At 50.1% G+C, this 22,588-nt stretch carries 20 protein-coding genes; 4 read left to right on the top strand and 16 right to left on the bottom strand.

Going from position 1 to position 22,588, the window contains the following annotated elements:
• Positions 1 to 45: 45 nt before the first annotated feature.
• On the bottom strand, positions 46 to 1,749 hold the full coding sequence (gene lonB, locus JOE45_RS22755; RefSeq protein WP_210022220.1) for an ATP-dependent protease LonB: 1,704 nt from the start codon (positions 1,747 to 1,749) through the stop codon (positions 46 to 48).
• Positions 1,750 to 1,942: 193 nt separating this feature from the next.
• On the opposite strand from lonB, the gene JOE45_RS22750 reads away from it, so the two are divergent.
• Positions 1,943 to 2,677, top strand: a complete 735-nt coding sequence (locus JOE45_RS22750) for an N-acetylmuramoyl-L-alanine amidase family protein (RefSeq protein WP_245247125.1) — start codon at positions 1,943 to 1,945, stop codon at positions 2,675 to 2,677.
• Between the two features lie 162 nt (positions 2,678 to 2,839).
• Here JOE45_RS22750 and ispG read toward each other — a convergent pair whose 3' ends face one another.
• The 6 genes from ispG to JOE45_RS22720 all read right to left on the bottom strand — a co-directional run bounded on the left by ispG (position 2,840) and on the right by JOE45_RS22720 (position 9,273).
• Positions 2,840 to 3,952, bottom strand: coding sequence for a flavodoxin-dependent (E)-4-hydroxy-3-methylbut-2-enyl-diphosphate synthase (ispG, locus tag JOE45_RS22745; protein WP_210022221.1), 1,113 nt, complete (start codon positions 3,950 to 3,952; stop codon positions 2,840 to 2,842).
• Between the two features lie 129 nt (positions 3,953 to 4,081).
• Positions 4,082 to 5,347 (bottom strand): ATP-dependent protease ATP-binding subunit ClpX, encoded by a 1,266-nt coding sequence (gene clpX, locus JOE45_RS22740; protein WP_210022222.1) that lies wholly within the window; start codon positions 5,345 to 5,347, stop codon positions 4,082 to 4,084.
• A gap of 15 nt (positions 5,348 to 5,362) precedes the next feature.
• Positions 5,363 to 5,953 carry an ATP-dependent Clp endopeptidase proteolytic subunit ClpP gene (clpP, locus tag JOE45_RS22735; RefSeq protein WP_210022223.1) on the bottom strand — a complete coding sequence of 197 codons (591 nt, stop codon included), beginning with the start codon at positions 5,951 to 5,953 and terminating at the stop codon, positions 5,363 to 5,365.
• Between the two features lie 446 nt (positions 5,954 to 6,399).
• Positions 6,400 to 7,689: a trigger factor gene (gene tig, locus JOE45_RS22730; RefSeq protein ID WP_210022224.1), complete on the bottom strand. Its 1,290-nt coding sequence runs from the start codon at positions 7,687 to 7,689 to the stop codon at positions 6,400 to 6,402.
• 153 nt (positions 7,690 to 7,842) lie between these two features.
• Entirely contained in the window at positions 7,843 to 8,751 is a 909-nt protein-coding gene (locus JOE45_RS22725; RefSeq protein WP_210022225.1) for a hypothetical protein, read from the bottom strand.
• A gap of 180 nt (positions 8,752 to 8,931) precedes the next feature.
• Entirely contained in the window at positions 8,932 to 9,273 is a 342-nt protein-coding gene (locus tag JOE45_RS22720) for a hypothetical protein (protein ID WP_210022226.1), read from the bottom strand.
• A gap of 310 nt (positions 9,274 to 9,583) precedes the next feature.
• Here JOE45_RS22720 and asnB point away from each other — a divergent pair, with 310 nt between their 5' ends.
• Positions 9,584 to 11,428: an asparagine synthase (glutamine-hydrolyzing) gene (asnB, locus tag JOE45_RS22715; RefSeq protein ID WP_210022227.1), complete on the top strand. Its 1,845-nt coding sequence runs from the start codon at positions 9,584 to 9,586 to the stop codon at positions 11,426 to 11,428.
• A 77-nt stretch (positions 11,429 to 11,505) separates the two neighbouring features.
• On the opposite strand, the gene JOE45_RS22710 is transcribed toward asnB, so the two are convergent.
• The 3 genes from JOE45_RS22710 to JOE45_RS22700 all read right to left on the bottom strand — a co-directional run bounded on the left by JOE45_RS22710 (position 11,506) and on the right by JOE45_RS22700 (position 14,092).
• Positions 11,506 to 12,150: an XTP/dITP diphosphatase gene (locus tag JOE45_RS22710; protein ID WP_210023504.1), complete on the bottom strand. Its 645-nt coding sequence runs from the start codon at positions 12,148 to 12,150 to the stop codon at positions 11,506 to 11,508.
• A complete protein-coding gene (gene rph / locus JOE45_RS22705; protein ID WP_210023505.1) occupies positions 12,131 to 12,892 on the bottom strand; it encodes a ribonuclease PH in 762 nt (253 codons plus the stop codon). Before rph ends, JOE45_RS22710 begins: the two co-directional genes overlap by 20 nt.
• Before the next feature lie 165 nt (positions 12,893 to 13,057).
• Positions 13,058 to 14,092: a GerMN domain-containing protein gene (locus JOE45_RS22700; RefSeq protein WP_210022228.1), complete on the bottom strand. Its 1,035-nt coding sequence runs from the start codon at positions 14,090 to 14,092 to the stop codon at positions 13,058 to 13,060.
• Between the two features lie 270 nt (positions 14,093 to 14,362).
• Here JOE45_RS22700 and JOE45_RS22695 point away from each other — a divergent pair, with 270 nt between their 5' ends.
• A complete protein-coding gene (locus JOE45_RS22695; RefSeq protein WP_210022229.1) occupies positions 14,363 to 14,881 on the top strand; it encodes a phosphatidylglycerophosphatase A family protein in 519 nt (172 codons plus the stop codon).
• Between the two features lie 73 nt (positions 14,882 to 14,954).
• On the opposite strand, the gene JOE45_RS22690 is transcribed toward JOE45_RS22695, so the two are convergent.
• The 4 genes from JOE45_RS22690 to JOE45_RS22675 form a co-directional block, all read right to left on the bottom strand.
• The gene (locus tag JOE45_RS22690; RefSeq protein WP_210022230.1) at positions 14,955 to 15,512 is read right to left on the bottom strand and encodes a hypothetical protein; all 558 of its coding nucleotides are present in this window, start codon (positions 15,510 to 15,512) and stop codon (positions 14,955 to 14,957) included.
• A gap of 2 nt (positions 15,513 to 15,514) precedes the next feature.
• Positions 15,515 to 16,594 carry a Ger(x)C family spore germination C-terminal domain-containing protein gene (locus tag JOE45_RS22685; RefSeq protein WP_210022231.1) on the bottom strand — a complete coding sequence of 360 codons (1,080 nt, stop codon included), beginning with the start codon at positions 16,592 to 16,594 and terminating at the stop codon, positions 15,515 to 15,517.
• A gap of 262 nt (positions 16,595 to 16,856) precedes the next feature.
• Positions 16,857 to 17,864, bottom strand: a complete 1,008-nt coding sequence (locus JOE45_RS22680; protein WP_210022232.1) for an MBL fold metallo-hydrolase — start codon at positions 17,862 to 17,864, stop codon at positions 16,857 to 16,859.
• Positions 17,865 to 18,602, bottom strand: a complete 738-nt coding sequence (locus tag JOE45_RS22675) for a class I SAM-dependent methyltransferase (RefSeq protein WP_210022233.1) — start codon at positions 18,600 to 18,602, stop codon at positions 17,865 to 17,867.
• 173 nt (positions 18,603 to 18,775) lie between these two features.
• Here JOE45_RS22675 and JOE45_RS22670 point away from each other — a divergent pair, with 173 nt between their 5' ends.
• Positions 18,776 to 19,987, top strand: a complete 1,212-nt coding sequence (locus JOE45_RS22670) for an ROK family protein (protein WP_210022234.1) — start codon at positions 18,776 to 18,778, stop codon at positions 19,985 to 19,987.
• Positions 19,988 to 20,062: 75 nt separating this feature from the next.
• Here the strand turns inward: JOE45_RS22670 and JOE45_RS22665 are convergent, their stop codons facing one another.
• Together JOE45_RS22665 and JOE45_RS22660 are read right to left on the bottom strand one after the other, a co-directional pair.
• Positions 20,063 to 21,235, bottom strand: a complete 1,173-nt coding sequence (locus tag JOE45_RS22665; protein WP_210022235.1) for a DNA sulfur modification protein DndB — start codon at positions 21,233 to 21,235, stop codon at positions 20,063 to 20,065.
• Positions 21,235 to 22,410, bottom strand: a complete 1,176-nt coding sequence (locus JOE45_RS22660; RefSeq protein WP_210022236.1) for a DNA sulfur modification protein DndB — start codon at positions 22,408 to 22,410, stop codon at positions 21,235 to 21,237. The genes JOE45_RS22665 and JOE45_RS22660 overlap by 1 nt, the downstream gene beginning before the upstream one ends.
• Positions 22,411 to 22,588 lie beyond the last annotated feature (178 nt).

The following is a 22,588-nucleotide window of genomic DNA, read 5'->3' as shown; positions in this document are numbered from 1 at the left end:
AACACCAATTAGCCCCTTTGCCCCAAAAAAGAGACGCCAATCACCCTATTCGAGCGCATCGGCGTGCAATATCGTAACAGAGGCTGGAGAAGCAGGCTCCTGCAGCAAATCCAAAGCTTCGGATAAAACCGGCAGCTCCAAGCCCAATGCATGATGCAGCGCCTCCTCCACGGAATCAACAGGAATGACCTGCAGACCGTTTAACCCGGCAAAAATTTCTTGCCAGTTTTCCTTGGGAATGATGACCCTGTTCGCTCCGGCTTGGAAAGCGGCTTCCACCTTGGCTATAACGCCTCCCACTGGCTTTATTTTTCCGTGAATGCTGATTTCTCCGGTCATGGCGATATGGTTGTCCACCGGAATTTGTTTGATCGCCGACGTGATAGCCACAGCCATCGAAATTCCTGCGGAAGGTCCGTCAATCGGAATGCCACCCGGAAAATTGATGTGCAAATCGAAGTCGCAGGGCCTAATGTCTAGTCTTCTAAGTACAGTTAACACATTCTCAACTGAGCCGCGAGCCATACTCTTGCGCCGCAGTGTCCGCGATCCCCCTCCCATCTCCTCTTCGTCCACAACCCCTGTGATCGTAAAATTCCCTCCGCCCGGATGGACTGCAGGAATCGCCGTCACTTCGATGTCCAGCAGCATTCCCAAGTTTGGTCCATAAACGGCCAATCCGTTCACCAAACCGATCTCAGGCTGATGATGAATTTTTTTCTCTGGACGCGGGGGAATTTGAGAGCTGTTTACCACCCATTCGATATCGGACGCCGATACTTCCCTTCGCTGATCCGTCAGCGCCATGCCCGCAGCCAGCTGAATCACATTGACCGCCTCCCGTCCGTTGGTCGCATATTTTTTCACAACATCTATCGCAGCCGGATTATCGGGGAAACCGATTTTTGTGAGCGCTTTGGCGGCAATCGCGCCAATCTCATCGGGCAGCAGCGGGCGGAAATAAATTTCCATACAGCGTGACCGGATAGCGGGAGGCAGCTCCTGCGGATTGCGTGTCGTTGCACCTACGAGACGAAAATCCGCCGGCAGTCCGTTCTGAAACACATCGTGAATGTAACTCGGTACGTTCGTGTCTTCGGAATTATAATATGCGCTCTCGAGAAATACCTTGCGATCTTCCAATACCTTTAATAATTTATTCATCTGATGAGGATGTAATTCACCAATTTCGTCAATGAATAATATTCCTCCGTGCGCCTTGGTGACTGCTCCGGGTTTTGGCTGAGGAATGCCGGCTACTCCCATCGCCCCGGCCCCCTGATAAATCGGATCATGAACGGATCCGATCAGCGGATCGGCAATGCCGCGCTCATCAAACCTGGCCGTAGTCGCATCAATCTCCGTAAATTTGGCGTCAGGCCGAAACGGAGACTCCGGATTCTTCTTCGCCTCTTCCAGCACCACGCGCGCGGCGGCCGTCTTCCCTACCCCCGGGGGGCCGTAGATGATTACATGCTGCGGATTGGCTCCGCATAAGGCAGCCTTGAGAGCACGCAGACCTTCTTTTTGCCCTACGATATCTTCCATCGTTGACGGTCTTGTTTTCTCGGCAAGGGGTTTGTTAAGCGAAATAGAACGCAGCTTACGAAGCTTCTCCAGCTCCTTCTTGGATTCCTTATCGACTGCGGTTCGATTAGTTTGCTGATTACGCAGCAAATTCCAAAAGTACATCCCAATGACTATGGCAAAGAACAGTTGAATAACCATCAAAGCTACACTGATATTCATTAGCTCGTTAACCTCCATATGCTTTCAGCTGACCGTCCTTAACACAGATATTTCGGAGCACAGCTGCAACTTGATTCGAAATATATATGGTATTATTGCCCAGTCATGGTAGCATTAATCGCTAAAACTCGAGAAACTTTTTGGGGATGCTAAGACTACGACACACAGATCCATGACAGGAGGCACAAGCCTAATGGCCAAGCGAATGATGATATTACGGGCGACTTCGCTCGTATTGGCGCTATTGATTTTGCTCTTACCGCAGTCGTCTTGGCTCACGGAGCGCGCTAAAGCTTTTGCGCCCGACGCTATCCTTCTGCCCGATGCCATAAGCGATCATCCGGCTATATCCAATGTGGACATCATCATCGATGTAGGCCATGGCGGAATCGACGGGGGCACCTCCTACGGACATATTTTGGAAAAAAATATTAATTTGGCCATAGCCGAGAAAACCTATGAAGCTTTACGAAAAAAAGGCTATATTGTTCTGATCAACAGATCGGGGGACTATGCGCTCAGCAATGAGAATTTGTGGTTGAAAACCAGATCAAGACATTTGAAGGATTTGGCGCAGCGCAGTCATTTAGCCAATGAAATCAAGCCCAAAGCAATGATCAGTCTGCATGTCAATTCGGCCAGACGTTCGTCCACAAGGGGAGCCATCCTTCTTCATCAAAAAAATGATCAAAGTAAGCAGCTGGCCAAACAGCTTCAGCAATCACTGAATGCTTTGTACGGTCTCCACGAAAACCCCGTTTACGGGAAAACCTACTATCTGCTGAAACATACTCGTGTCCCCACAGTTATCGTTGAGATGGGCTTCATAACGAATCTTCAAGATCGTGAAATGTTGGTCCACGCGGGTTCACAGCAAGCCATAGCAGAAAGCATAGCTAAAGGACTGCAGCAGTATTTAATGCCGTAAAGAAAAGACCAAAGCCAGCGCATGACTGCTCGGTCTCTAAACAGTGTGTAACTTGTTATTTGTTACGGTGCGCTTATTTATACATTTTCGATGACGGCATCAAAAAAAGCCCTGCATCCGTCTCATGTGACGAGACAGATACAGGGCTTAATAAAGTACATATTAGTTTGCATTTGCGTGATGCTTTCTACCCGGAATTTCGCCGGTTTTATCATAATGATCGACAATGATATCAATTTCCTTCTTCAGTTCGGAAAGGAGTTCGGTTTCAGGTACTTTACGGATCATCTCGCCGTAACGGAAAAGCATTCCTTCCCCGCGCGCTCCAGCAATCCCAATATCAGCTTCACGAGCTTCACCTGGACCGTTCACCGCACATCCAAGTACGGAAACTTTAATCGGTACCTTTAGCTTGGAAATATACTCTTCTACTTCATTGGCGATAGAGAAGAGATCAATGTCAAGCCGACCGCAGGTCGGGCAGGAGACAAGCGTAGCCGCATTCGTGATCAAACCAAACGATTTCAAGAGCTCACGGCATACTTTAACTTCTTCCACCGGATCGGCGCTAAGGGAAATACGGATAGTGGATCCAATTCCCATGCTAAGCAGCGCACCTAAACCTGCAGCACTCTTCACTGTCCCGGAGAACAACGTTCCCGCTTCTGTAATCCCCAGATGAAGCGGATAACGAAATGCAGCTGCCGCTTTTGTGTAAGCGGCAATGGCCATTGGGACGTCCGATGCTTTAAGGGAGACAATAATATCATGGAAATCGAGTTCTTCCAGAACTTGAATATGGTATAAAGCACTCTCAACCATGGCCTCAGGAGTAGGGTACCCATATTTTTCTAAAAGATGATTCTCCAGCGAACCGGCATTCACACCTATGCGAATCGGAATCCCTCGCTCTTTACAAGCCTTCACTACCGCTTCCACTTTGTCGCGGCGGCCAATGTTCCCCGGATTGATCCTTACCTTATCGATACCGTTCTCAATCGCCATCAGTGCCAGGCGGTGATCGAAATGAATATCGGCAACTAACGGAATGGAGATTTGCTTCTTGATCTCTTTAATGGCCTCTGCGGCTTCTTTATTGTTTACCGTCACACGCACGATTTGGCAGCCGGCTTCTTCGAGCCGATGAATCTCCGCTACCGTTGCCTTCACATCCGCCGTCTTGGTCGTACACATGCTTTGGATAATTACGTCATTGCCGCCGCCAATGGTCAGATTTCCAACTTTGACCGGAATCGTTTCCGTTCTATGAAACATCTGTTTTCTTCTCTCCCATGATACCAAACATCCTCCGCTCCGAAGCAGGTGTTCCTTGGCCCCTGGTTGGGTGTATAAGGAATTTCGGCAGCGGATTGGAGGTGTTTGATTTGATAATATATCCTGCGCTTACGCGCTTTCTTCTTTTTTCTTCACCGATTGTGCATCAACGGCGGTAATCTGAGGAGCAATCTTGGCTTGGACTGCTTCCTTCGTTACAATGCACTTGGATGATTCGGTACGAGAAGGCGCTTCATACATCACTTCAAGCATAATACCTTCAATGATGGCTCTCAAGCCCCGAGCACCGGTGTTGCGCTTGATCGCTTCTTTAGCGATCTCTTCCAGCGCTTCGGGTTCGAACTCAAGCGTAACATTGTCCATCTCAAGCAGCTTTTGGTACTGCTTGACGAGCGCGTTCTTCGGCTCAGTCAGAATCCGCATCAACGCAGCTTCATCCAGCGGCTCCAATGTAGAAATGACTGGAATACGTCCGACGAACTCAGGAATCAACCCGAATTTTAGCAAATCTTCAGGAAGCACAAGTGATAAATATTCGCCTGGCTTCAGATCTACTTTGTGTCCATCCGTACCAAAGCCAATCACTTTCTTACCGATCCGGCGTTTAATAATTTGTTCCAGACCATCAAACGCTCCACCGCAAATAAACAGAATGTTCGTTGTGTCGATTTGGATGAATTCTTGATGCGGATGCTTACGCCCGCCTTGCGGTGGCACGGAAGCGACCGTTCCCTCCAGAATTTTGAGAAGCGCCTGCTGTACGCCTTCGCCCGATACATCGCGTGTGATAGACGGGTTTTCGGATTTACGCGCCACTTTATCGATCTCATCGATATAGATGATGCCGCGTTCCGCTTTTTCGACGTCATAGTCGGCTGCCTGGATCAGCTTCAGAAGAATGTTTTCTACGTCTTCGCCTACATAGCCCGCTTCGGTAAGAGAGGTCGCATCTGCAATGGCAAACGGCACATTCAATATTTTGGCCAATGTTTGCGCCAACAGCGTTTTACCGCTACCTGTCGGACCGACCAGAGCAATATTGGATTTTTGGAGTTCCACATCCTCCAGCTTGCTTTGCTGAGTGTTGATTCGCTTGTAGTGGTTATATACCGCTACGGAAAGCGACTTTTTGGCTTGCTCTTGACCGATGACGTAGGAGTCCAAGATAGCCCGGATTTCCATTGGCTTGGGTACGTCCTTCAGATCGAGCTCTTCCTCGTGCCCCAATTCTTCCTCAACGATTTCCGTGCAAAGCTCGATGCATTCATCGCATATATAAACGCCCGGTCCGGCGACCAGCTTGCGTACCTGCTCTTGCGATTTGCCGCAGAAAGAGCATTTCAGCTGACCTTTTTCGTCGTTAAATTTAAACATGGGATCACTCCTTCTCTAAGTCAAGTCACTGCGAGTGATAACCGCATCAATGAGCCCGTATGCCTTAGCTTCCTCCGCACTCATGAAATTGTCACGGTCCGTGTCGCGTTCGATTTTTTCGTAGGGCTGTCCTGTACGATCCACATAGATTTGATTCAACTTCTGCTTGGTCTTAATAATCCAATCGGCATGAATTTTGATGTCCGATGCCTGACCTCGTACGCCTCCAAGCGGCTGGTGAATCATAACCTCGCTGTTCGGCAAAGCAAAGCGCTTGCCTGGAGCCCCAGCGGTTAACAGTAACGAGCCCATGCTTGCAGCCATTCCGACGCAGATCGTCGAAACGTCCGGCTTGATGAATTGCATTGTATCATATATACCCATTCCTGCGGTTACCGAACCACCGGGGGAGTTAATGTACAAATGGATATCCTTCTCGGAATCCGTGGCAGCCAAAAACAATAATTGGGCTATAACCAGGTTGGCGACATCGTCATCGATCGCACTGCCCAAAAAAATGATGCGATCCTTCAGCAAACGTGAGTAGATATCGTAAGAGCGTTCGCCGCGGCCTTCCTGTTCTACAACCATAGGTACCAGAGTCATCGTCCCAACCCCTTTACTTCGTTAATGCAATACAAGAGCCTTACAAAATCATTGTAGCACGTTTAAAGTTCAAAGTCATTCCCGTGCTAAATACGGATCAGACATCTTCTTTGAGAGTCCAAACATCATGCTCAAACTCCATTGCCCAATTGCTGGACAACGGTTACCGCTTACTGCTAATTATGAGCTTCCGACGGTTTTCTTATGTACATTATAGTCAAATCGATCTGCTGCTGCTTCGTTATGTACGGCTTTCGGCTAAATACCGTTATGTGCTGCAATGTAATGTGCAGCCAAATATGTAGAGCTATGTACTTCGGGCAAGGCACTTCTTATGTTATATGCGGATGCGTTAGCCGGCAGAAACGCAATTTGGGTATAACAAAGGCACGCATGGAAGTACACGTGCCTTTGAATGGTTGTGACGCTTGTATGAGCGTTACTGGTTACGCCGTTTTGCTGTTTTCGAGCAGGAACTGAACCGTTTTGCGGTTCACAATGTCTTGAACCAAGGAAGGCATGTTTCCGTTGGATGTGAAGATACTGCGGATCTCATCTGCGGAACGGCCATACATTTGGGACAAGTTGTCCAGCTCAGCATTGATTTCTTCTTCTGTTGCTTCCAAGTTCTCAGCCTTGGCAATGGCTTCAAGCACCAGATTATTCAGTACGCGCTTCTCAGCGTCGTTGTGCATTTGACCTTTCAGGTCCTCTGCGCTTTGTCCAGTAAACTGGTAGTACATCTCAATGTTCATACCTTGCGTGCGCAGACGGCCTTCAAATTCCTTGACCATTTGCTCCGCTTCTTCATTGATCATGACTTCTGGAATTTCGACTTTCGCGGATGCTGCTGCTTTTTCCACCACTTGGGTTTCTTTCTTTGCGTTGATCTCGTTTTGCTTGCGTTCTTTCAGCTTGCTCTCAAGATCAGCCTTATACTCGTCAAGCGTTTCGAACTCACTCACGTCTTTGGCGAACTCGTCGTCCAACTCAGGCAAGTTTTTACGTTTAATGTCGTGAAGCTTAATTTTGAAGATGGCTTCTTTGCCTTGCAGCTCTTCCGCTTGGTAGTTATCCGGGAAGGTCACCGTGATGTCCTTTTCTCCGTCTTTCTCCAAACCAATCACTTGCTCTTCAAAGCCAGGGATAAAGCTGTTCGAACCGAGCTCCAAGGAATATCTTTCCGCTTTGCCGCCTTCGAATGCAACTTCGTCAACAAAGCCTTCGAAATCAATCACAACAACGTCGCCGTTCTGTGCTGAGCCTTCTTCCACCGGAACCAGCTCCGCATGGCGCTTTTGCAATTTTTCGAGCTCTTCGTTCACTTCTTCTGCCGTTACAACAGCTTCCTCAGCTTCGAGCTCAATGCCCTTGTACTCACCAAGCTCCACTTCAGGCTTTACGACAACCTTCGCTTTAAACTTCAAAGTTTGTCCTTTGCCGAATTGCTCCACATCTACCTCAGGACGATCTACAGGCTCAATGCCGGTTTCTTGCACGGCTGCAACATAAGCCTCAGGAACGATAAAATCAAGCGCGTCTTGATACAAGCTCTCCACACCGAATTTAGATTCAAAAATGGCGCGTGGAACTTTGCCCTTACGGAAACCAGGGACGTTCACCTTTTGTACGACTTTCTTAAATGCCTTGTCCAGAGCGGCGGCCACCTGCTCCGCTTCCACTTCAATATCAAGAACAGCAACGTTCTTCTCTATTTTTTCCCAGCTTGCTTTCATTTTATGCTTTCCCCTTCCAAAAATGTTCCGTTCCATATTTTTGTACACATCCAAACGAACTAAGGACGAGCCCCTCGTTATAACCACTATATTATAACCATAATGAATGACGTTTTCAAGGCATAAAGTTTATAGGAACCATACCGCCACTGACTAAAGCCTGCGGGTAAACACATTCGCGGCAAATTGCTGCATTAACCGGTAGGCTTGCTCCCATTGAAACGTTAAATCGGAAGTTATGCCGTACAGGTCCAAAATCTCCGTTTTGTCACCGCCTTCAAACAGATGCTCCAATAGCGTCAAGTGCAGCGCTGCAGCCCATACGTCCACGCATGCGGCTTCCTGCTTCAACATTTGGTAATAAAACGAGGTGCCATAAATAAAGGCGAGAAATTCATGCCAGGTCTCACCTGCAAAATAGGATAATGCCGGATGCTTTGTTTCGCTGATTTCCTGCACCCGGTGAATAATGTCTTGAATTTGGGAAGGAAACTGATCGAAGCCGGCCGGCGTGTCTTCAATATGAACCTCGGCCGTCTCTCCGTTCTTATTCAACGGTAGGGTTCCGGTGACTCCACGCTTTTTTAATGTTTGCAGTGTTTTAAATTGAATGATGGGATGCAACGGGATCTCGGTGAACCAGTCGAGCAAGGCTTGATCAATCTCAGGGTGGTCCAGAAAAGCCAGCTGATCCAGTGCCAGCATCAGCTTGTCCACGTCCTTGTGCTCCCTCAAGCTTTCCAGAAGCTTATGGGCGTATTCCGCGCTATGTTCGCCTTTGGCGCTTAAATGCTCACGCAGTAAATCCGACTCGCTAAGGTCCTGATCCAAGTCGCTTTCAGACCCGATAGCAAGATCGGGAAACATCATATGTAGCCAATCCAGAAGCGACTGCCATTCTTCCCTTGCCCTTCCATCGTCAGACTGGCAAGTTAGTAAAAAACGCAGCAGCTTGATTGCATCGCCGTATTGTTCCGCCTCCAGGAGTCGGGTTAGTTCAAATTGATAGTACTCGACGGTTTTTGGGAATAAAATTACGTTATCTTTCAATCGTTCGTTCATGTCACACCGCCTTTCCTTAAGCAACTTTCTTATGAATGCCAGTGTAACCCAAAAAAGAGACGAAAGCAAAATCTGCCCGCTTCGGTTGCAATGCATAAAAAAAGCCCCTGATGGCGTGCATCCGGGCTGCTTGTACTTACACAGGATCATAGATAAGGCACTTTGAACCCGTCCGCTGAATTATTCCATTTTCATGGCGGCTTGGATCAACTGTGCTTTAATATGCGGATTCTTGTCGATGAATGTGTACATACGATCTACGGCATCTTTGTTCTTCAAATAGTCGCGTTCACTTTGGATCATCTGGTGAGACCAATTCAAAAGCGCAGCTTCCGCTGCTCCAAGACGATTTAAAGCCGTGTGCAATCCGGTATCTTCAATAAGCTGCTCCATCGTTTCCTGGTTTACAGTTCCCAGCTTCTTCGTGGCAGCCAGCTTTTTCTCAAATTCTTTGTTGGCCTTCTCAAACTGCTCCTTGGCTTCTTTATATTCCTTTTGCTGCTCAGATAATGTCTTCTTCATACCTTATGACCACCTTTACATGTTGATCGTCTGCCTTCCTGTCCTGCGTTCCTATGAACATAGAATGGGACAAAAGCTCCGATTTCTATTCATGAGCCGCGCAAGGCAGAACTTCCCCAAGAGATTTATATGAACCAGTGTAACTTTTATTCGATCGTTTGTCCAATTGTTCGTCAAGTTTTAGGTCGTCTGTCCGCGTCGGACAGACATCAAGCGCGTTTTTACAGCATAACCTTTAACATCTTGCTGTCGCTTTTGTAGGTAGGCTTGTTTGGCATTGACAGTCCAGAGATCAGAGAGGATGAAGGTTATGTGTGGAATCACGGGATGGATTGATTGGCACAAAGACTTAACACAGTATCCGTCCATTCTTGAAAATATGACGGATACACTTGCTCCGCGCGGTCCCGACGCTTCCGGTACCTGGATCACGCACCGATGCGCGCTTGGCCATCGGCGGCTCAGTGTTATGGACCCGGAGAATGGTGCACAGCCGATGACGCGAAGAGCAGGCGATAACACCTTTAGCATCGTATACAACGGAGAGCTGTATAATGCCCCCGAGCTAAAAAAAGAGTTAGAGCTGCGCGGTCATCGTTTTCAAACAACGTGCGACACTGAGGTTCTCCTCGTAGCCTTTATCGAATGGGGCCGAGCCTGCGTCGATCGGTTTAACGGTATTTTCGCGTTCGCCGTTTGGGACAATGAGGAGCAATCGCTGTTTGCGGCCCGTGACCGGCTTGGCGTCAAGCCGTTTTTTTATTCGTACACGGAAGGCAGACTGCTCTTCGGTTCAGAGCCCAAAGCCATTCTGGCGCATCCCGATTTCCCCGCCCAAATCAGCGGTGAAGGCCTGGCCGAAATTTTTGCCGTAGGACCTGCTCGTACCCCAGGACACGGCGTGTACAAAAATATGCATGAGCTTAAGCCCGGGCATTGCATGGTCATGGATGCAAACGGCATTCGAATCCGCGCTTATTGGAAGCTTGAAAGCAAGCCTCACGAAGATACCGTCGAAGCGACCGCAGATAAAGTGCGCGAGCTTCTGGAGGATACGGTCCAGCGGCAGCTCGCTTCCGATGTGCCGATCTGCACGCTGCTCTCAGGAGGGCTTGATTCCAGCGCGCTTACCTCTTTCGCTTCCCGTTATTATCGGGAGCAAGGGCTCGGCAAACTGCATACGTACTCGATCGATTATGTAGACAACAGCAAGCATTTTAAAGCGAGCGCCTTCCAGCCGAACGCCGATGCACATTGGATCCAGCGGATGACGGAATATTTAGGCACCGTTCATCACGCGCTGGAATTTGATACGCCAGAGCTTGTCGAATCCTTGAAAGCCGTTGTATACGCCCGGGATTCACCTGGTATGGCCGATGTTGACGGCTCCCTGTACTTGTTCTGCCAAGAAATCAAAAAGGATGCCACAGTGGCGATTTCCGGCGAGGCCGCGGATGAAATATTCGGCGGTTATCCTTGGTTTCACCGGGAGGATGCCTTAAACGCTCAAACCTTCCCTTGGTCGCTGGCAACTCCAGAACGGATCGCTCTGCTTTCGCCTGATTTTGTTGAGTGGGTAAAGCCGGAGCAATATGTCCAGGAACGGTATCGTCAGGCGTTATCCGAGGTGCCGCGGCTCGTAGGCGAGGACCGGCAGCAGAACCGGATGCGTGAGATGTCGTATCTCAATATCACCCGCTTTATGCCAACCCTCCTCGACAGGAAGGACAGGATGAGCATGGCAGTCGGACTTGAGGTTCGCGTTCCATTCTGCGATCATCGGCTCGTTGAATATGTCTGGAATATTCCGTGGGAAGTCAAGACGGCTGGCGACCGTGAGAAGGGTATCCTGCGCAAAGCGCTGAAAGGCACCATGCCGGAAGATGTGCTTACTCGCAAAAAGAGCCCGTATCCAAAAACGCATAATCCAAACTACTTGTCTGCCGTCCGCTCCTGGGTGCTGGATATTTTGAACGATTCATCCTCGCCGCTGCTGCAATTCATCGATGTCGCCAAAATTCGCGCGTTAGCTGAGAATGAGGACGGCCGGTTCGACCTCCCTTGGTTCGGACAGCTGATGACGGGGCCCCAGCTCTTTGCCTACCTCGCTCAAGTGGATACGTGGCTTCGCAGCTATAAAGTCGGAATTCGCTGAGGGCGTGAAGGCCACTAAATGAAAGACGGGACTGACTGCCGGTATGTTTCACCGTGCAGGTCAGTCCCGTCTTTCGTTTATTCACGTTCTGCAAGTCTGTCCCAAAGCATGCGCAGCGCCCGTCCCCGGTGGCTCAAGGCGTTCTTCTCCTCCAGCGTAAGCTCGGCGAGCGTACGTCCAAGCTCAGGCACATAAAAGAGCGGGTCATAACCGAAGCCACGCTCTCCTCTCGGAGAGCTAATGATGACACCTTCGCATTCGCCTTCAACCTCAGCCATCGGCTCTCCGTTCTTATCCACCAGCGCTATGGCGCAGACGAATCGTGCCGGACTTAGCTGAACGGGATCTCCCTCTCGCCCAGGAGCTTGCGCAACCGCATCGAGCTTGCCCAGTTCCTCAAGCAGTTTGCGGTTGTTCGCCGCATCGTCCGACGGTTCTCCCGCGTAACGCGCAGAATAGACTCCCGGAGCTCCGTTCAGACGATCAACACATAAGCCTGAATCGTCAGCGGCGACGGCAACACCGAACCTCAAAGCGATCGCTTTTGCCTTGATCAAAGCATTAGCGGCAAATGTCTCCCCATCCTCAGGAATGTCCGGGATTTCCGGGTAATCAAGCAGGCTGCGAACCTGTAAGCCTTTGTCCCGAAAGAGGGATTCGAACTCTTTTACTTTACCTGCGTTTTTGGTTGCGATTAAGATTTCAGGACCGAGCGGCGGCATGGGCAGCCCCCCTGATCCGGTCCGAGATGGTTCCAAGTACCTTCTCCTGCTCACTGATCATCGATTGAATACCAAGCTCCGCTAACATGAGCAGCTCATCCAGCTCTTCGCGGGAGAACGCCGCTTCTTCCCCTGTCCCTTGAACCTCCACGAATTTCCCGTTACCGGTCATGACGACATTCATATCTACCTTGGCTTTGGAATCTTCTTCGTAATTCAGATCGAGGAGAGCTTGTTCTTGGATTATGCCTACGCTGACCGAACCGAGAAAATCAATGATCGGAAAACGGCTTAATTTTTTATCGTTTGCCACCTTGTCGATGGCGATGGCCATCGCCACGAACGCCCCCGTAATAGAAGTCGTTCTAGTACCTCCGTCCGCTTGAATCACATCGCAATCGAGCGTGACGGACCTTTCGCCCAGCGCTTCGAGATTGACCACGGAACGCAGTGCGCGTCCGATCAAACGCTGAATTTCCATAGTACGTCCGCCCAGCTTGCCTCTTGCGGATTCCCTTTGGTTGCGGACCGAAGTCGCGCGGGGCAGCATCGAATATTCCGCTGTGACCCAGCCCTTCCCCTGCCCTTTCATGAAGGGAGGGACCCGCTCTTCTATCGTCGCGGTACAGATCACCTTCGTATCGCCCACCTCAATGAGCACGGAACCTTCCGCATGTTTATTATAGTTTGCCGTAATTTTTATTGGCCTTGTTTCATCGGCTTTTCGCCCATCGTTTCTCATCAAGTGCTTCTTCCTCCTTTTGCTCTGACGCTCCTTATTGTACCAGAGCAAATATGGAAAACCAACCGGCAACGCCTTCCGTTAAGACGCGCTCCGTCTGAATCGATAAAAATCCCCCCTTATCCGTTACAGCCGCATAAAGGGGGATACAACTGCTAATAAGGATTACAATTTGATCTGATTGACTGCCTGAGGTCTGGCCACCGGTTTGGCATAGCTTTGATTATCTGTAGCACTCACCTTAGCTTCACCGTTAACCAAAATTTGCACCTTGGTGGCCGCACTCGCATTCTCCGTCAAGGAAAGCACAACCGCCTTCAGCGCTTCAGCCGGGGCTTTTTTGTCCGATCCGAGCATCGTGTCTGAGAAATTAACCGTTATGACATCCTCCGCTTTGCTTACCTCCAATAGCTCCGCTCCCGGCGCCATAACAGAAGCCAAGCCTTTCTTCTCATCCGGGCCGGCTATAAGCTGCTGTACGATCGCTTCAGCTACCTCATCCGTCCGATTAATTAACCGGGTCACAGGCACGTAATAAGTGTATTCTTCCTGGTTCTGACTTAAAAAATAAAGCGTCACAGGGGTCGTCTGACCATACTGTACATGCTCTGGCTTTTCCAAATTAATGCCCATCGCTCGAGTCAGCGACTCATCCATCGGCGTTCCACCGACGGGCATTTCCTTCAGAGCTTTACCCTCTACGCGAATTTGCACATTGTCCACTGTCGGAAAGCTCGTAAGCGTCCATGTAACAGCCTCCAGTATTTTCCTTTCATCCTGCAGGTTATAATCTGTGAAAGAATTGGAGAAATCTACGATAGCGAGCTTATCTTTGATGCTGATGCCTTTGATTTCCGTTCCTTTGGGAAGCAGGCTGGTGAATCCCGCGGGAAGCCGGCCTTGGGAAGGCCCGCCTTCCACCATGTATTCCAGAGCTCTCTTGGCCGTGCCTTCTGTTTTCTCAACCTGTATGGCAATGGGAGCGACGAACCCTTTCTCATCCTTTGCATATACCGTAACCTGCATCGGATTTACAATCGCAGCCGAGACGGCTATCGCCCCGGTTTCCGCAGCATTCGTTCCGGTCTGTGGAGGATCGATCGGCTGGGATTGTTCCTTCGTCACTTCCGAGCAGCCGGAAGTCAGCAGCACCGCAATGCCTGTAACGGCGGCCCACCGTGTCCAATTGTACTGTTTCATTGCTTTTCCTCCTTCAATGTCGGGGTGTTGTCCTTTTTTACTCTATGTATACGAAACGGAGACAAGTTTATGACAATAATTTGTCCGCGTATTCGGACTTGTTTTCATGATTCTGTAGACGGAAGAATCCTTGATTTCACCAGTTCTTGAAGCCTATAATTAAAGATGTGTTTTTCCAAAAAGAGGTGAGTCACCCAAGCCATGTATACCTCAAAGCAGCAGGGTAAGAGTAATCACTTGTTTGTTTCGGAATTCGAAGGAGGCATCCTCATGAAATACAGTTTGAACAGTCAAAAAGTGGCAGAAGCATCCCGTGAATGGCTATTGGAGCGCGGGGTCCGGGCGGAGGATATTGCGGAATTAACCTATTTTCTGCAAAAGGACTATTACGAGAGCCTGACATTGGAAGAATGCTTGGTGAGTGTGGAGATGGTATTATCCAAACGGGAAGTCCAGAACGCCATCCTGACAGGCATTCAGCTCGATATCTTGGCAGAACAAGGCAAACTAATGTCCCCTCTTCAGGAAATGATCGAGAACGATGAGGGACTGTATGGGTGCGATGAAATCCTGGCGTTATCCATCGTTAACGTATACGGCAGCATTGGTCTTACGAATTTTGGGTATATCGACAAGCTCAAACCGGGCATTGTAAAGCGGCTGAACGATAAAAACGGCGAACACAAACATACCTTTCTGGACGACATTGTTGGCGCCGTCGCCGCTTCGGCCAGCAGCCGGATCGCACATCGCAAACAGGAAGAGAAGGAGAAACGAGCGAAGCAGTAACGCTCCCTTAGAGAAAGGGCGATGCCTCTCGATTACGGGAAGCATCGCCCTCCTTGTTATTAACAGCTCTTATTTATTCAAGCGGCGCCAGCGATTCGGCAATGGCCTCTATTGTTTCTGGGGAAACAGACTCCGCGGACTGGATGGCAATGAACGTTTTGCCCTGTTTCAAATAGAGCAGTGTCTGACCACCCGCCTTCACCCACTTGGCCGTACCGGTACTCAGTCTCACTTCTTTCTCTGACTCTGTGCTGGCCAGCGGCCTGATCTCCTCAACCGATTGCATAACGGCCATATGATTGTATTTCACCGTCATGATCTTCCCCGCACTTTGCACTTGGTCAAGCTTGTCGTCAGGAGCTGCTTTAAACGGTACATAAACGGGATTAACGCCAGCGATCTTGGCTGTATTGCGAATCATTTGCTTATCCGCGTCCGAGTAACTGATCGGTACAAGCTCTACTTTAGCTGTCGGCGGGTTGGCGGGTTGTTCTCCTTGATTTTCATTTTGACCTTCCCCTGGAGACATCGTCTGTCCTTTCTGACAGGCCATTAGAGTCAACAGAGACGCCGCTAGAAACAGCGCTACAACCCAAGCCGCCCCCCGTTTCCACGTATATCGTGTATTCATTGTTATGGACCTCCACGTAACGTGACATCCACGTCCAATGTGACATCCGCCCGGACTAAAGCTTCCCGCCAACGCTCCTGCGTCCAAATACCGCTGTATTGCTGCCGAACGATTTCTCCTAAGCGCAGCGGGTCGGTTCGGAGCTCCTGCAGGGAATGGATGAGCTCCGTGCCCTGCAGGCTCATCTCTTCTTCCCACTGATCGGCTGATGCTTGTCCGCTCGAACGTCCCTCTATCGCCAAAGAAATCCTCAGCCTCGGATGCTTCAGATCACCGTTGGACGCAATGTCCGTGCTGCACGAGACCTGATGAAGCTCCGGACTCCTTCCGGAGGCGAAATCGGCAGAAACCTTAGCTGGCCAAGCGAGCCGAGGCAAATCGCCGCCCCGTAAGCAGGAAAGCCATTCACTTTGATCGGAAGAAAGCGTTGCGACCAGCTCTTGATTTCTAAACACAACGGCCTGAGGTGCATTACTTATCCCTCCCTCGTTCCGTTGCAAGACGGCAGCCGCGGACAGGTAAGGCAGGACGACATCATCGCCATAGCCGTAGTTAAAGGAACGAAGCGGGTCACCCGTCCAGCCTGCTTGGCTAAGCAACGTAATGCCTCCTTCGGGTGCTCCCGGGCGGCGCACCCACTGCTCGGCCGAGCCTTCAACAACGGCTACCAGAGGCTTGCGGCCTTGCTTCACACCAAGCTTCTGCAGCTGCTTCGCCCAAGACACCGGGAAGCCGTGTGCACGCGCCCAAACTTCGCCGATGGCTACCAGCTGTGGCGGCGCTTTCTGATGCCACTGCCAAGCTGCGTCCGCGAAGGAGACAAACGACTGAACGCGCGGCTCGGCCACCGCATAGGCCTGGAGCTTCCCTTCCGCAGAACGGGTGAAATGCTCCGAAGTCGTTACGCGGAGCCCGCCGGGACCTTCGTCAACTCCGGATACCGTAAGCTGCACCCCCTCGTACTCAAGGGGCCTCATCCCTTTATCAGGTGATGCCGAGCAGCCGGTCCCCGTGACTAGGCATGCGATAAGCGGAAGCAGCCAAAGCCGTAAACCGCCAGATTGTAAACCGTCATTTGTCATTCAGCCGTCCCCTTTCATATGGGCTATATATCCAGATCACAGAAGTTATGCATTTCTCGCTGATCTAATATTTCCCATTTCATCGTAAAATATGCAGAATTCATCGAATCGCATTCGGACTTCCGGTATTAAATTACTATCAGCCATCCCATTGAGCAGTGAAACCGAAAAGCAAAAAGCCCTCGTTCTTCCGAACGAAGGCTAGCTCAGTACTTTACCTACCCGACATTACACTTGTCTCTTTTCACCTTATCGAAGCTTGCTATGATGATCCTTTTTTCTGCTCATATCTGATGATTCCGTGCTGCTCTACAGCCATCACTGTTCCAACTTCACGCAGCCAGATCAGGTGCGCCATCGTCTCCGAAAGAGCGAACCTAAGCTGATGCACGCTCAGTTTATCGCCGAAGGCAGCGCGGCATACGTCATATGCCGTACGCGGCTCCGTCAGGTGAGCACGCATCGATTCGAGTCTTTCACGATGGTGAACAATCAATTCCTTAGCCCGCTGCTGTAAATGAGTGAACGGCTCGCGGTGGCCGGGAAACGCCAGGCGTACTTCGTAGCGGCTGATTTGCTCCAAGCTCGCCATATAGCTTGCGAGCGGATTCTCGTCGATACCCAGCGGCAAGTAGCTCACATTGGGTGAAATTTGCGGCAGCACATGGTCACCGCAAAACATCGTTGCCGTTTCGGCACGATAGAAGCACAAATGCCCGGATGCATGTCCAGGTGTGTGAATCGGCTCATAGTCGTCCATGCCAAGCCGTACTTTCGCGGTTTCGTCGATAAAGGTAACTTCCGGCTGCGGAGATACGGACTGCACGAAACTGTCCATGTTCTCCCGCATCGCCTCCTCATGCTCAGCAGGCAGCCCATTCGTTCGAAACAGTGCCATTAGTGTTTCCGCCATCGACTGCCCTTCCCCCCACAGGAGACGTGTATGCTCCCAAGCGGTACGTGACATCATAACCGGAACACCCCCGGCGCGCTCTTGAAACCAACCCGCTAAACCATAATGGTCAGGATGATGATGGGTAAGCACGATCCGCTCGATTTGGTCAAAGCCAATCTCCCGTTCGACAAGTACCGACTCCCAAAGCAGCTCCGCCGCTTCTGTCCGGAGGCCCGGATCGATTAAAGTCCAGCCGTCCGGCCCCGGCAGCAAATAGCTGTTGACAAAACGCAGGGGAAACGGCAGCGGAACTTTGACCTGCAGGACGTCGCCGTGCTCCGTAACCGCGGAGGATAGTGACGTTCGACTTGGCATCTACATGTCCCTCCTGCCTACGAAAATCATCCGCTTTGAATTGGCAGGTTCATAAGGGGAGGCGTCGTAGCCGCCATAAACGGCATCCACAATCAATCCCGCCCGGTTTAGCATATTCAAAAAGGATTCATGATCAATCAGCTTCACCTGCTCCTCATACACCCGTTCCCCTCTGGTCCTTTCATCCTGCAGCACAATCGTTTTGCGGACGAATCCGTCCTCGATCCTGCGCCGTTCCTCGATCGTTATCTCATCCTCTGTGCGCACCGAATGCGGTACGAGGTGGGCGGCCACATAAGAAGGATTCAAATAATCGATAATAAACCGCCCTCCGGGTTTAAGCAGTCTTCGCATTTCCTTCAATACTTGTTCATTGTCCGCACTTTCGGCAAAATAACCGAAGGATGTAAACAAATTGACCACCGCGTCAAAGGAGTCCGTCAAGGGCACACTGCGCATATCTCCCCGAATCCATCGCACCTCTCCCTCCTGATCCAGCTTCTTGGCCTCCGCCAGAAGCACCTCGGACAGATCGACCCCCGTCACCTGAAAGCCGAAGCGATGAAGAGCCATGGAATGGCGCCCCATCCCACAGCACAAATCAAGCACCGCCGCCCCTTCCGGCAGCTCCAGCCACTCCATCATCCGGCGCACCTCCTCGTAGGCGCCCTGCAAATCACGATGCTTATATACCAACAAATAATCTTGTCCAAAGCTTTTTTCGTACCACTCCGTCATTCCTCTCCATCTTCCTTTCCCGCATTCTCTCTTCATCCGCTTGAACCATTCGACAAACTAATCCCTATTTTACCAGAAGAGAGATGCAAAAAACACGTTTCTGTTTCCGGCCCAGCTCGAATATAGTATAATTATACTTTAATTGGCAACGAATTTGGTATCGGGGGAAGATCATGGAACGCGAAAGCCTGGGACAAAGAATTTCCGGCCGGAAAGCGAAAGATATTTTTGAACAGATCCGTAAAGTAGGAACCGTATCCAAAATCGACCTCCTCGAGAAAAGCGGGTTGACCGGAAGCACCTTAACCCGAACTCTTGAAGAACTCACAGCCCAAGAGCTCATTTTGGAAGCGGGCTTCGGAGATTCCACAGGCGGCAGAAGACCCATTTTATATACAGTTAATCCCCACTATGCCTATGTGTTCGGTCTGGATATTTCCAGAATGTACTCCAAATTGGTGCTCTTCGACCTGCAAATGAACAAGCTGGAAACCAAACGTTGGATCATGACGGAAAGCCTTACTCCTGATGCGCTGCTTGATAATATTGTCGTATCGGCCCAAGAGATGCTGACCGCTCACGGGATCCCCTTAAATAAAGTGCTCGGCATGGGTGTCGGGGCAGTAGGACCGCTCGATCGGGTAACAGGGACGATTCTAGAGCCTTTGTATTTCCCTTCCGAGGGCTGGAATCAAGTCCATATCACCGGTATTTTGGAGCAAAGGCTCGGATTCCCGGTGCTACTTGATAACGGCGCGAATACCGCCCTGATCGGCGAGTCTTGGTCTGATCGGGAGCGGGATTATCAGCATCTCCTTTATATTCATGTCGCTGTCGGACTGCGCTCTGCTATGATGACAAACGGGCAAGTCGTTTATGGGGCGGTGGACATGGAGGGAGCCATCGGGCAAATGATTATACAGACCGACGGGCCTAGGCTTTGGGGGCAGGGAAATTTCGGATCCTGGGAATCCTACGCTTCCATTCATGCGCTTGAGCAGCAGGCTCAAACCCGGCTTAAGCAAGGGCGGGACAGCATGCTGCTGCGAATGGAACCTGATCCGGAGAAAATCACGTTCGCCCATCTGGGACAGGCACTGCGGGACAATGACCCCCTTACCGTCGAATTGTTCACCCAAGCCGCCACCTATTTTGGCATCGGCCTATCCAATCTGCTTAACATCCTGCATCCCGAGAAAGTGATTCTCGGCGGCGCGCTCATCAGCAGCCATCCGGGTTTTTTCCATATCGCAACCCGTGTGGCCATTCAAAGAACCTATTATTACCCCAAGTATCAGGTCGTGTTCAGCCTGGGCTCCTTGGGGGAAGATGCGCTCGTTACCGGAGCGGCCATCATGGTCATCAATAAGCTGACAGCAGTGTAGAAAAGTACAGCCTTCATCTCATAAAAAAGCTCCACAGAAACCTTACGGTCTCTGTGGAGCTTTTTGCATATAGCATCATGCCGATGCTTCATCCTCATTGATCGGACCACCATGCAGCTCTTGAAACAATTCAACGAGCTTGCCATGCTTGCGAAGCGATTTCTCATGAATGAGGTTCAACTTGCCGTTATCAAGCTGACCAAAACGTTCGATCAGCTGCTCATTCTCTTGCGTCCAATCGAAGCCTTCAAAGATGCTCAAACACGAGGTCCAGTTCTTCACATATTTGCCGTCGGCAAATAAATGACGGTTCGCATAAAGTGCAATGCTCTCCTGCATCGCACGGGACGACGAGTTATACTGCGGAAGCCCCGGTTGCTCCGGCATCAACGGAATGAGCGTCGTGTAAAACTGATGCAAAATCTCGATGTACGTGGAAGGATCCTGTTTGATTTTGCGAGCCAGCTCATAGGACGGCTGCATCTTCCCCGTAAACAGCATCGTAGCCGTAGAGTACAACCAGCTGAACGATGTGAAGTTTTTGTTGTATGCGGTCAGGTTAGCCCTGCGCTCTACACCTGCGCCTTTCAAGAACACATTGTGATCTACCACCTGCTGAATAACGACGTTGAGTGGATCGATGGAGTCGAACGAATGACCGAGCTCCTTGCTCACCAGCTGTACCTTAGAGTTAATGTCTCCGAACAGTTGCTTCTCTTCCTCTTCGCTCAGGCCGATGTAGATTTGAACCGCCAGCTCGCTCTCCATGAGCTCCAAACGACGGCGCTCCAACTGCTCTACTTGCCCTTCGAGCTGTTCCAACTCAGAGGCAATCTCCGCATTGTCCGGCGATTTGCGGTGCTTGATTTTCATAGCAGCGACCTTCTTATCCAATCTGCGGGCTTCTTTCAGCATTTGCTCGCCTACATAACCCAGTGCAAGAATACGGTGCTGACCGTCAAGAATGCTAAGCTTTGAACCCGGGCGAAGAAACAGACCGGTCTCTGCCTTCGCTAAGCTGCTGACATCCCGCAGACTAAGTGTAACCGGCCCAAAAAACACCCGATCCAGGTCGCGTTCTTGCAAATAGTTTGCGATTTTACGGCGCTGACCGGCACTCAGCTTCCGCTGGACCATCGGATCAATGGTCGTATAGTTTAACAGATCCTGCACTTGTATAGCTACCGTCGCAAGTCCGAAACGATCGCAAAACGGATGGATCGTCATTTGTAGGTTTAAGCCATCCATTAGCCAACGTCCTCCTTAGTGTTTTCCGTTTGGAAAACTTGCTCCGAAAGCGAGTCTTCACGAATCAGGAACATATGATGCTCCTGATAAAAATCTTTGATAAACTGATAAGCCTTCATAATCCGGGAGCGTCTTGGCAGCCGGTCTTTCTCATCTCCGCTGTAAATAGCATCCCAATCGATGTGCGGCAAAATTTTAACCGCATAGTCAAGGGCATATTTGTTAAATGTTCCGGTTTTGGTCACTTCGTCATGGAAGAACATAGACATCGCGATTTGCAGGTTTTCCGACCAGCACAATTCGCCTTTTTCCGGCGCCGGCAAATATTTAAGCAAGCTTTCAAAATAATTGACGGCCAGCTTCATATGCTGTTCCACTTCATCGTCGTCGAAATAATACCCGTTGTTCCGGGCAGCCGATTTCAAACGACCTTCAAACAGACCGATCATAATCTCAATGAGCAAGTGGTAAGAGAATATATATTCCGGCCCTTTGCCCCGCTCGGTAAACATGTCGACCGGAATTTGTTTCATGACCGGCGTCTCAAGCGCCAAGCGCGAAGCTAGCACATGATAGTATCTGCGCTGTTCTCTCAGAACCGCTAAATTACCGCCGATCTTGCGCGGAAGCTTGTTAATGTCTGAAAAAAGCTGTCTCTCTTGGCGCGCATTGATATCGAGATAAATCATCGTAGACATCGGGAACGTGTAAAGCTTGCTCAGCTTCGCTGAAATTTCCTCCATACGATCGTATTCTCTGCGGTCTTTGGCTCTTGCCATAGCGCTTTGCAGCGTTTCCATTAAACGGCGGAATGCCGCCAAACGATGTTGTCCGTCCACCACATACAGCTTCTCAATGGCCTGCAGTCTATACACACGGGAATCCGTATCGTATTCTCCGGTTCCGCGGGCCGACAAGATAATGCCCGGAAAATAAATCCCTTGTCCGTGATCAAGATACAGCATGATATAGTCCATCATTTTGGACAGGTTTTGCGGTACAATGGAGCGCTGAACCTCCAAATCCACTTCATAGATGGCAAACAGTTTGCTCATTGGCAATGTTGTTGTGAGCGTCGTTTGTCCGAAGGTTCTAGAAGCTACCCCTGGAATTTCTATATAAGACGACGCCTTCTGCTCTGCCAGCAGCTCCGACAGAGATGTAATGTTATCCATATCCATATTCCTCCTTGGATACCTTGCAGTTAGGCATATGAGTATATTTTACTATAATAGGTTGATATAATTCCATTATACACCGAAAACACCCAAAACATTCAGGTTTACGGCAGATTACGCAGATTTTTCAGGAAAATCCGATTTGACAAAGTGCGGAATCCAGCTAAAACCCTCG

Source organism: Paenibacillus sp. PvR098, assembly GCF_017833255.1.
In the GTDB taxonomy this organism is placed as follows: Bacteria; Bacillota; Bacilli; order Paenibacillales; family NBRC-103111; genus Paenibacillus_G.
Note: the sequence above shows the minus strand (reverse complement) of the source record. Positions and strands in the feature narration are given on the sequence as shown.

Coding starts and splice junctions, on each gene's coding strand:
- JOE45_RS22660 (WP_210022236.1), bottom strand. CDS start 22,410: ATGGATAACATTACATCTCTGTCGGAGCTGCTGGCAGAGCAGAAGGCG.
- JOE45_RS22710 (WP_210023504.1), bottom strand. CDS start 12,150: ATGCCGCCGCTCGGTCCTGAAATCTTAATCGCAACCAAAAACGCAGGT.
- JOE45_RS22675 (WP_210022233.1), bottom strand. CDS start 18,602: ATGACGGAGTGGTACGAAAAAAGCTTTGGACAAGATTATTTGTTGGTA.
- JOE45_RS22685 (WP_210022231.1), bottom strand. CDS start 16,594: ATGACAAATGACGGTTTACAATCTGGCGGTTTACGGCTTTGGCTGCTT.
- ispG (WP_210022221.1), bottom strand. CDS start 3,952: ATGTTTCATAGAACGGAAACGATTCCGGTCAAAGTTGGAAATCTGACC.
- rph (WP_210023505.1), bottom strand. CDS start 12,892: ATGAGAAACGATGGGCGAAAAGCCGATGAAACAAGGCCAATAAAAATT.
- JOE45_RS22690 (WP_210022230.1), bottom strand. CDS start 15,512: ATGAATACACGATATACGTGGAAACGGGGGGCGGCTTGGGTTGTAGCG.
- asnB (WP_210022227.1), top strand. CDS start 9,584: ATGTGTGGAATCACGGGATGGATTGATTGGCACAAAGACTTAACACAG.
- JOE45_RS22725 (WP_210022225.1), bottom strand. CDS start 8,751: ATGAACGAACGATTGAAAGATAACGTAATTTTATTCCCAAAAACCGTC.
- JOE45_RS22750 (WP_245247125.1), top strand. CDS start 1,943: ATGGCCAAGCGAATGATGATATTACGGGCGACTTCGCTCGTATTGGCG.
- JOE45_RS22695 (WP_210022229.1), top strand. CDS start 14,363: ATGAAATACAGTTTGAACAGTCAAAAAGTGGCAGAAGCATCCCGTGAA.
- tig (WP_210022224.1), bottom strand. CDS start 7,689: ATGAAAGCAAGCTGGGAAAAAATAGAGAAGAACGTTGCTGTTCTTGAT.
- lonB (WP_210022220.1), bottom strand. CDS start 1,749: ATGAATATCAGTGTAGCTTTGATGGTTATTCAACTGTTCTTTGCCATA.
- JOE45_RS22680 (WP_210022232.1), bottom strand. CDS start 17,864: ATGCCAAGTCGAACGTCACTATCCTCCGCGGTTACGGAGCACGGCGAC.
- clpP (WP_210022223.1), bottom strand. CDS start 5,953: ATGACTCTGGTACCTATGGTTGTAGAACAGGAAGGCCGCGGCGAACGC.
- clpX (WP_210022222.1), bottom strand. CDS start 5,347: ATGTTTAAATTTAACGACGAAAAAGGTCAGCTGAAATGCTCTTTCTGC.
- JOE45_RS22670 (WP_210022234.1), top strand. CDS start 18,776: ATGGAACGCGAAAGCCTGGGACAAAGAATTTCCGGCCGGAAAGCGAAA.
- JOE45_RS22665 (WP_210022235.1), bottom strand. CDS start 21,235: ATGGATGGCTTAAACCTACAAATGACGATCCATCCGTTTTGCGATCGT.
- JOE45_RS22700 (WP_210022228.1), bottom strand. CDS start 14,092: ATGAAACAGTACAATTGGACACGGTGGGCCGCCGTTACAGGCATTGCG.
- JOE45_RS22720 (WP_210022226.1), bottom strand. CDS start 9,273: ATGAAGAAGACATTATCTGAGCAGCAAAAGGAATATAAAGAAGCCAAG.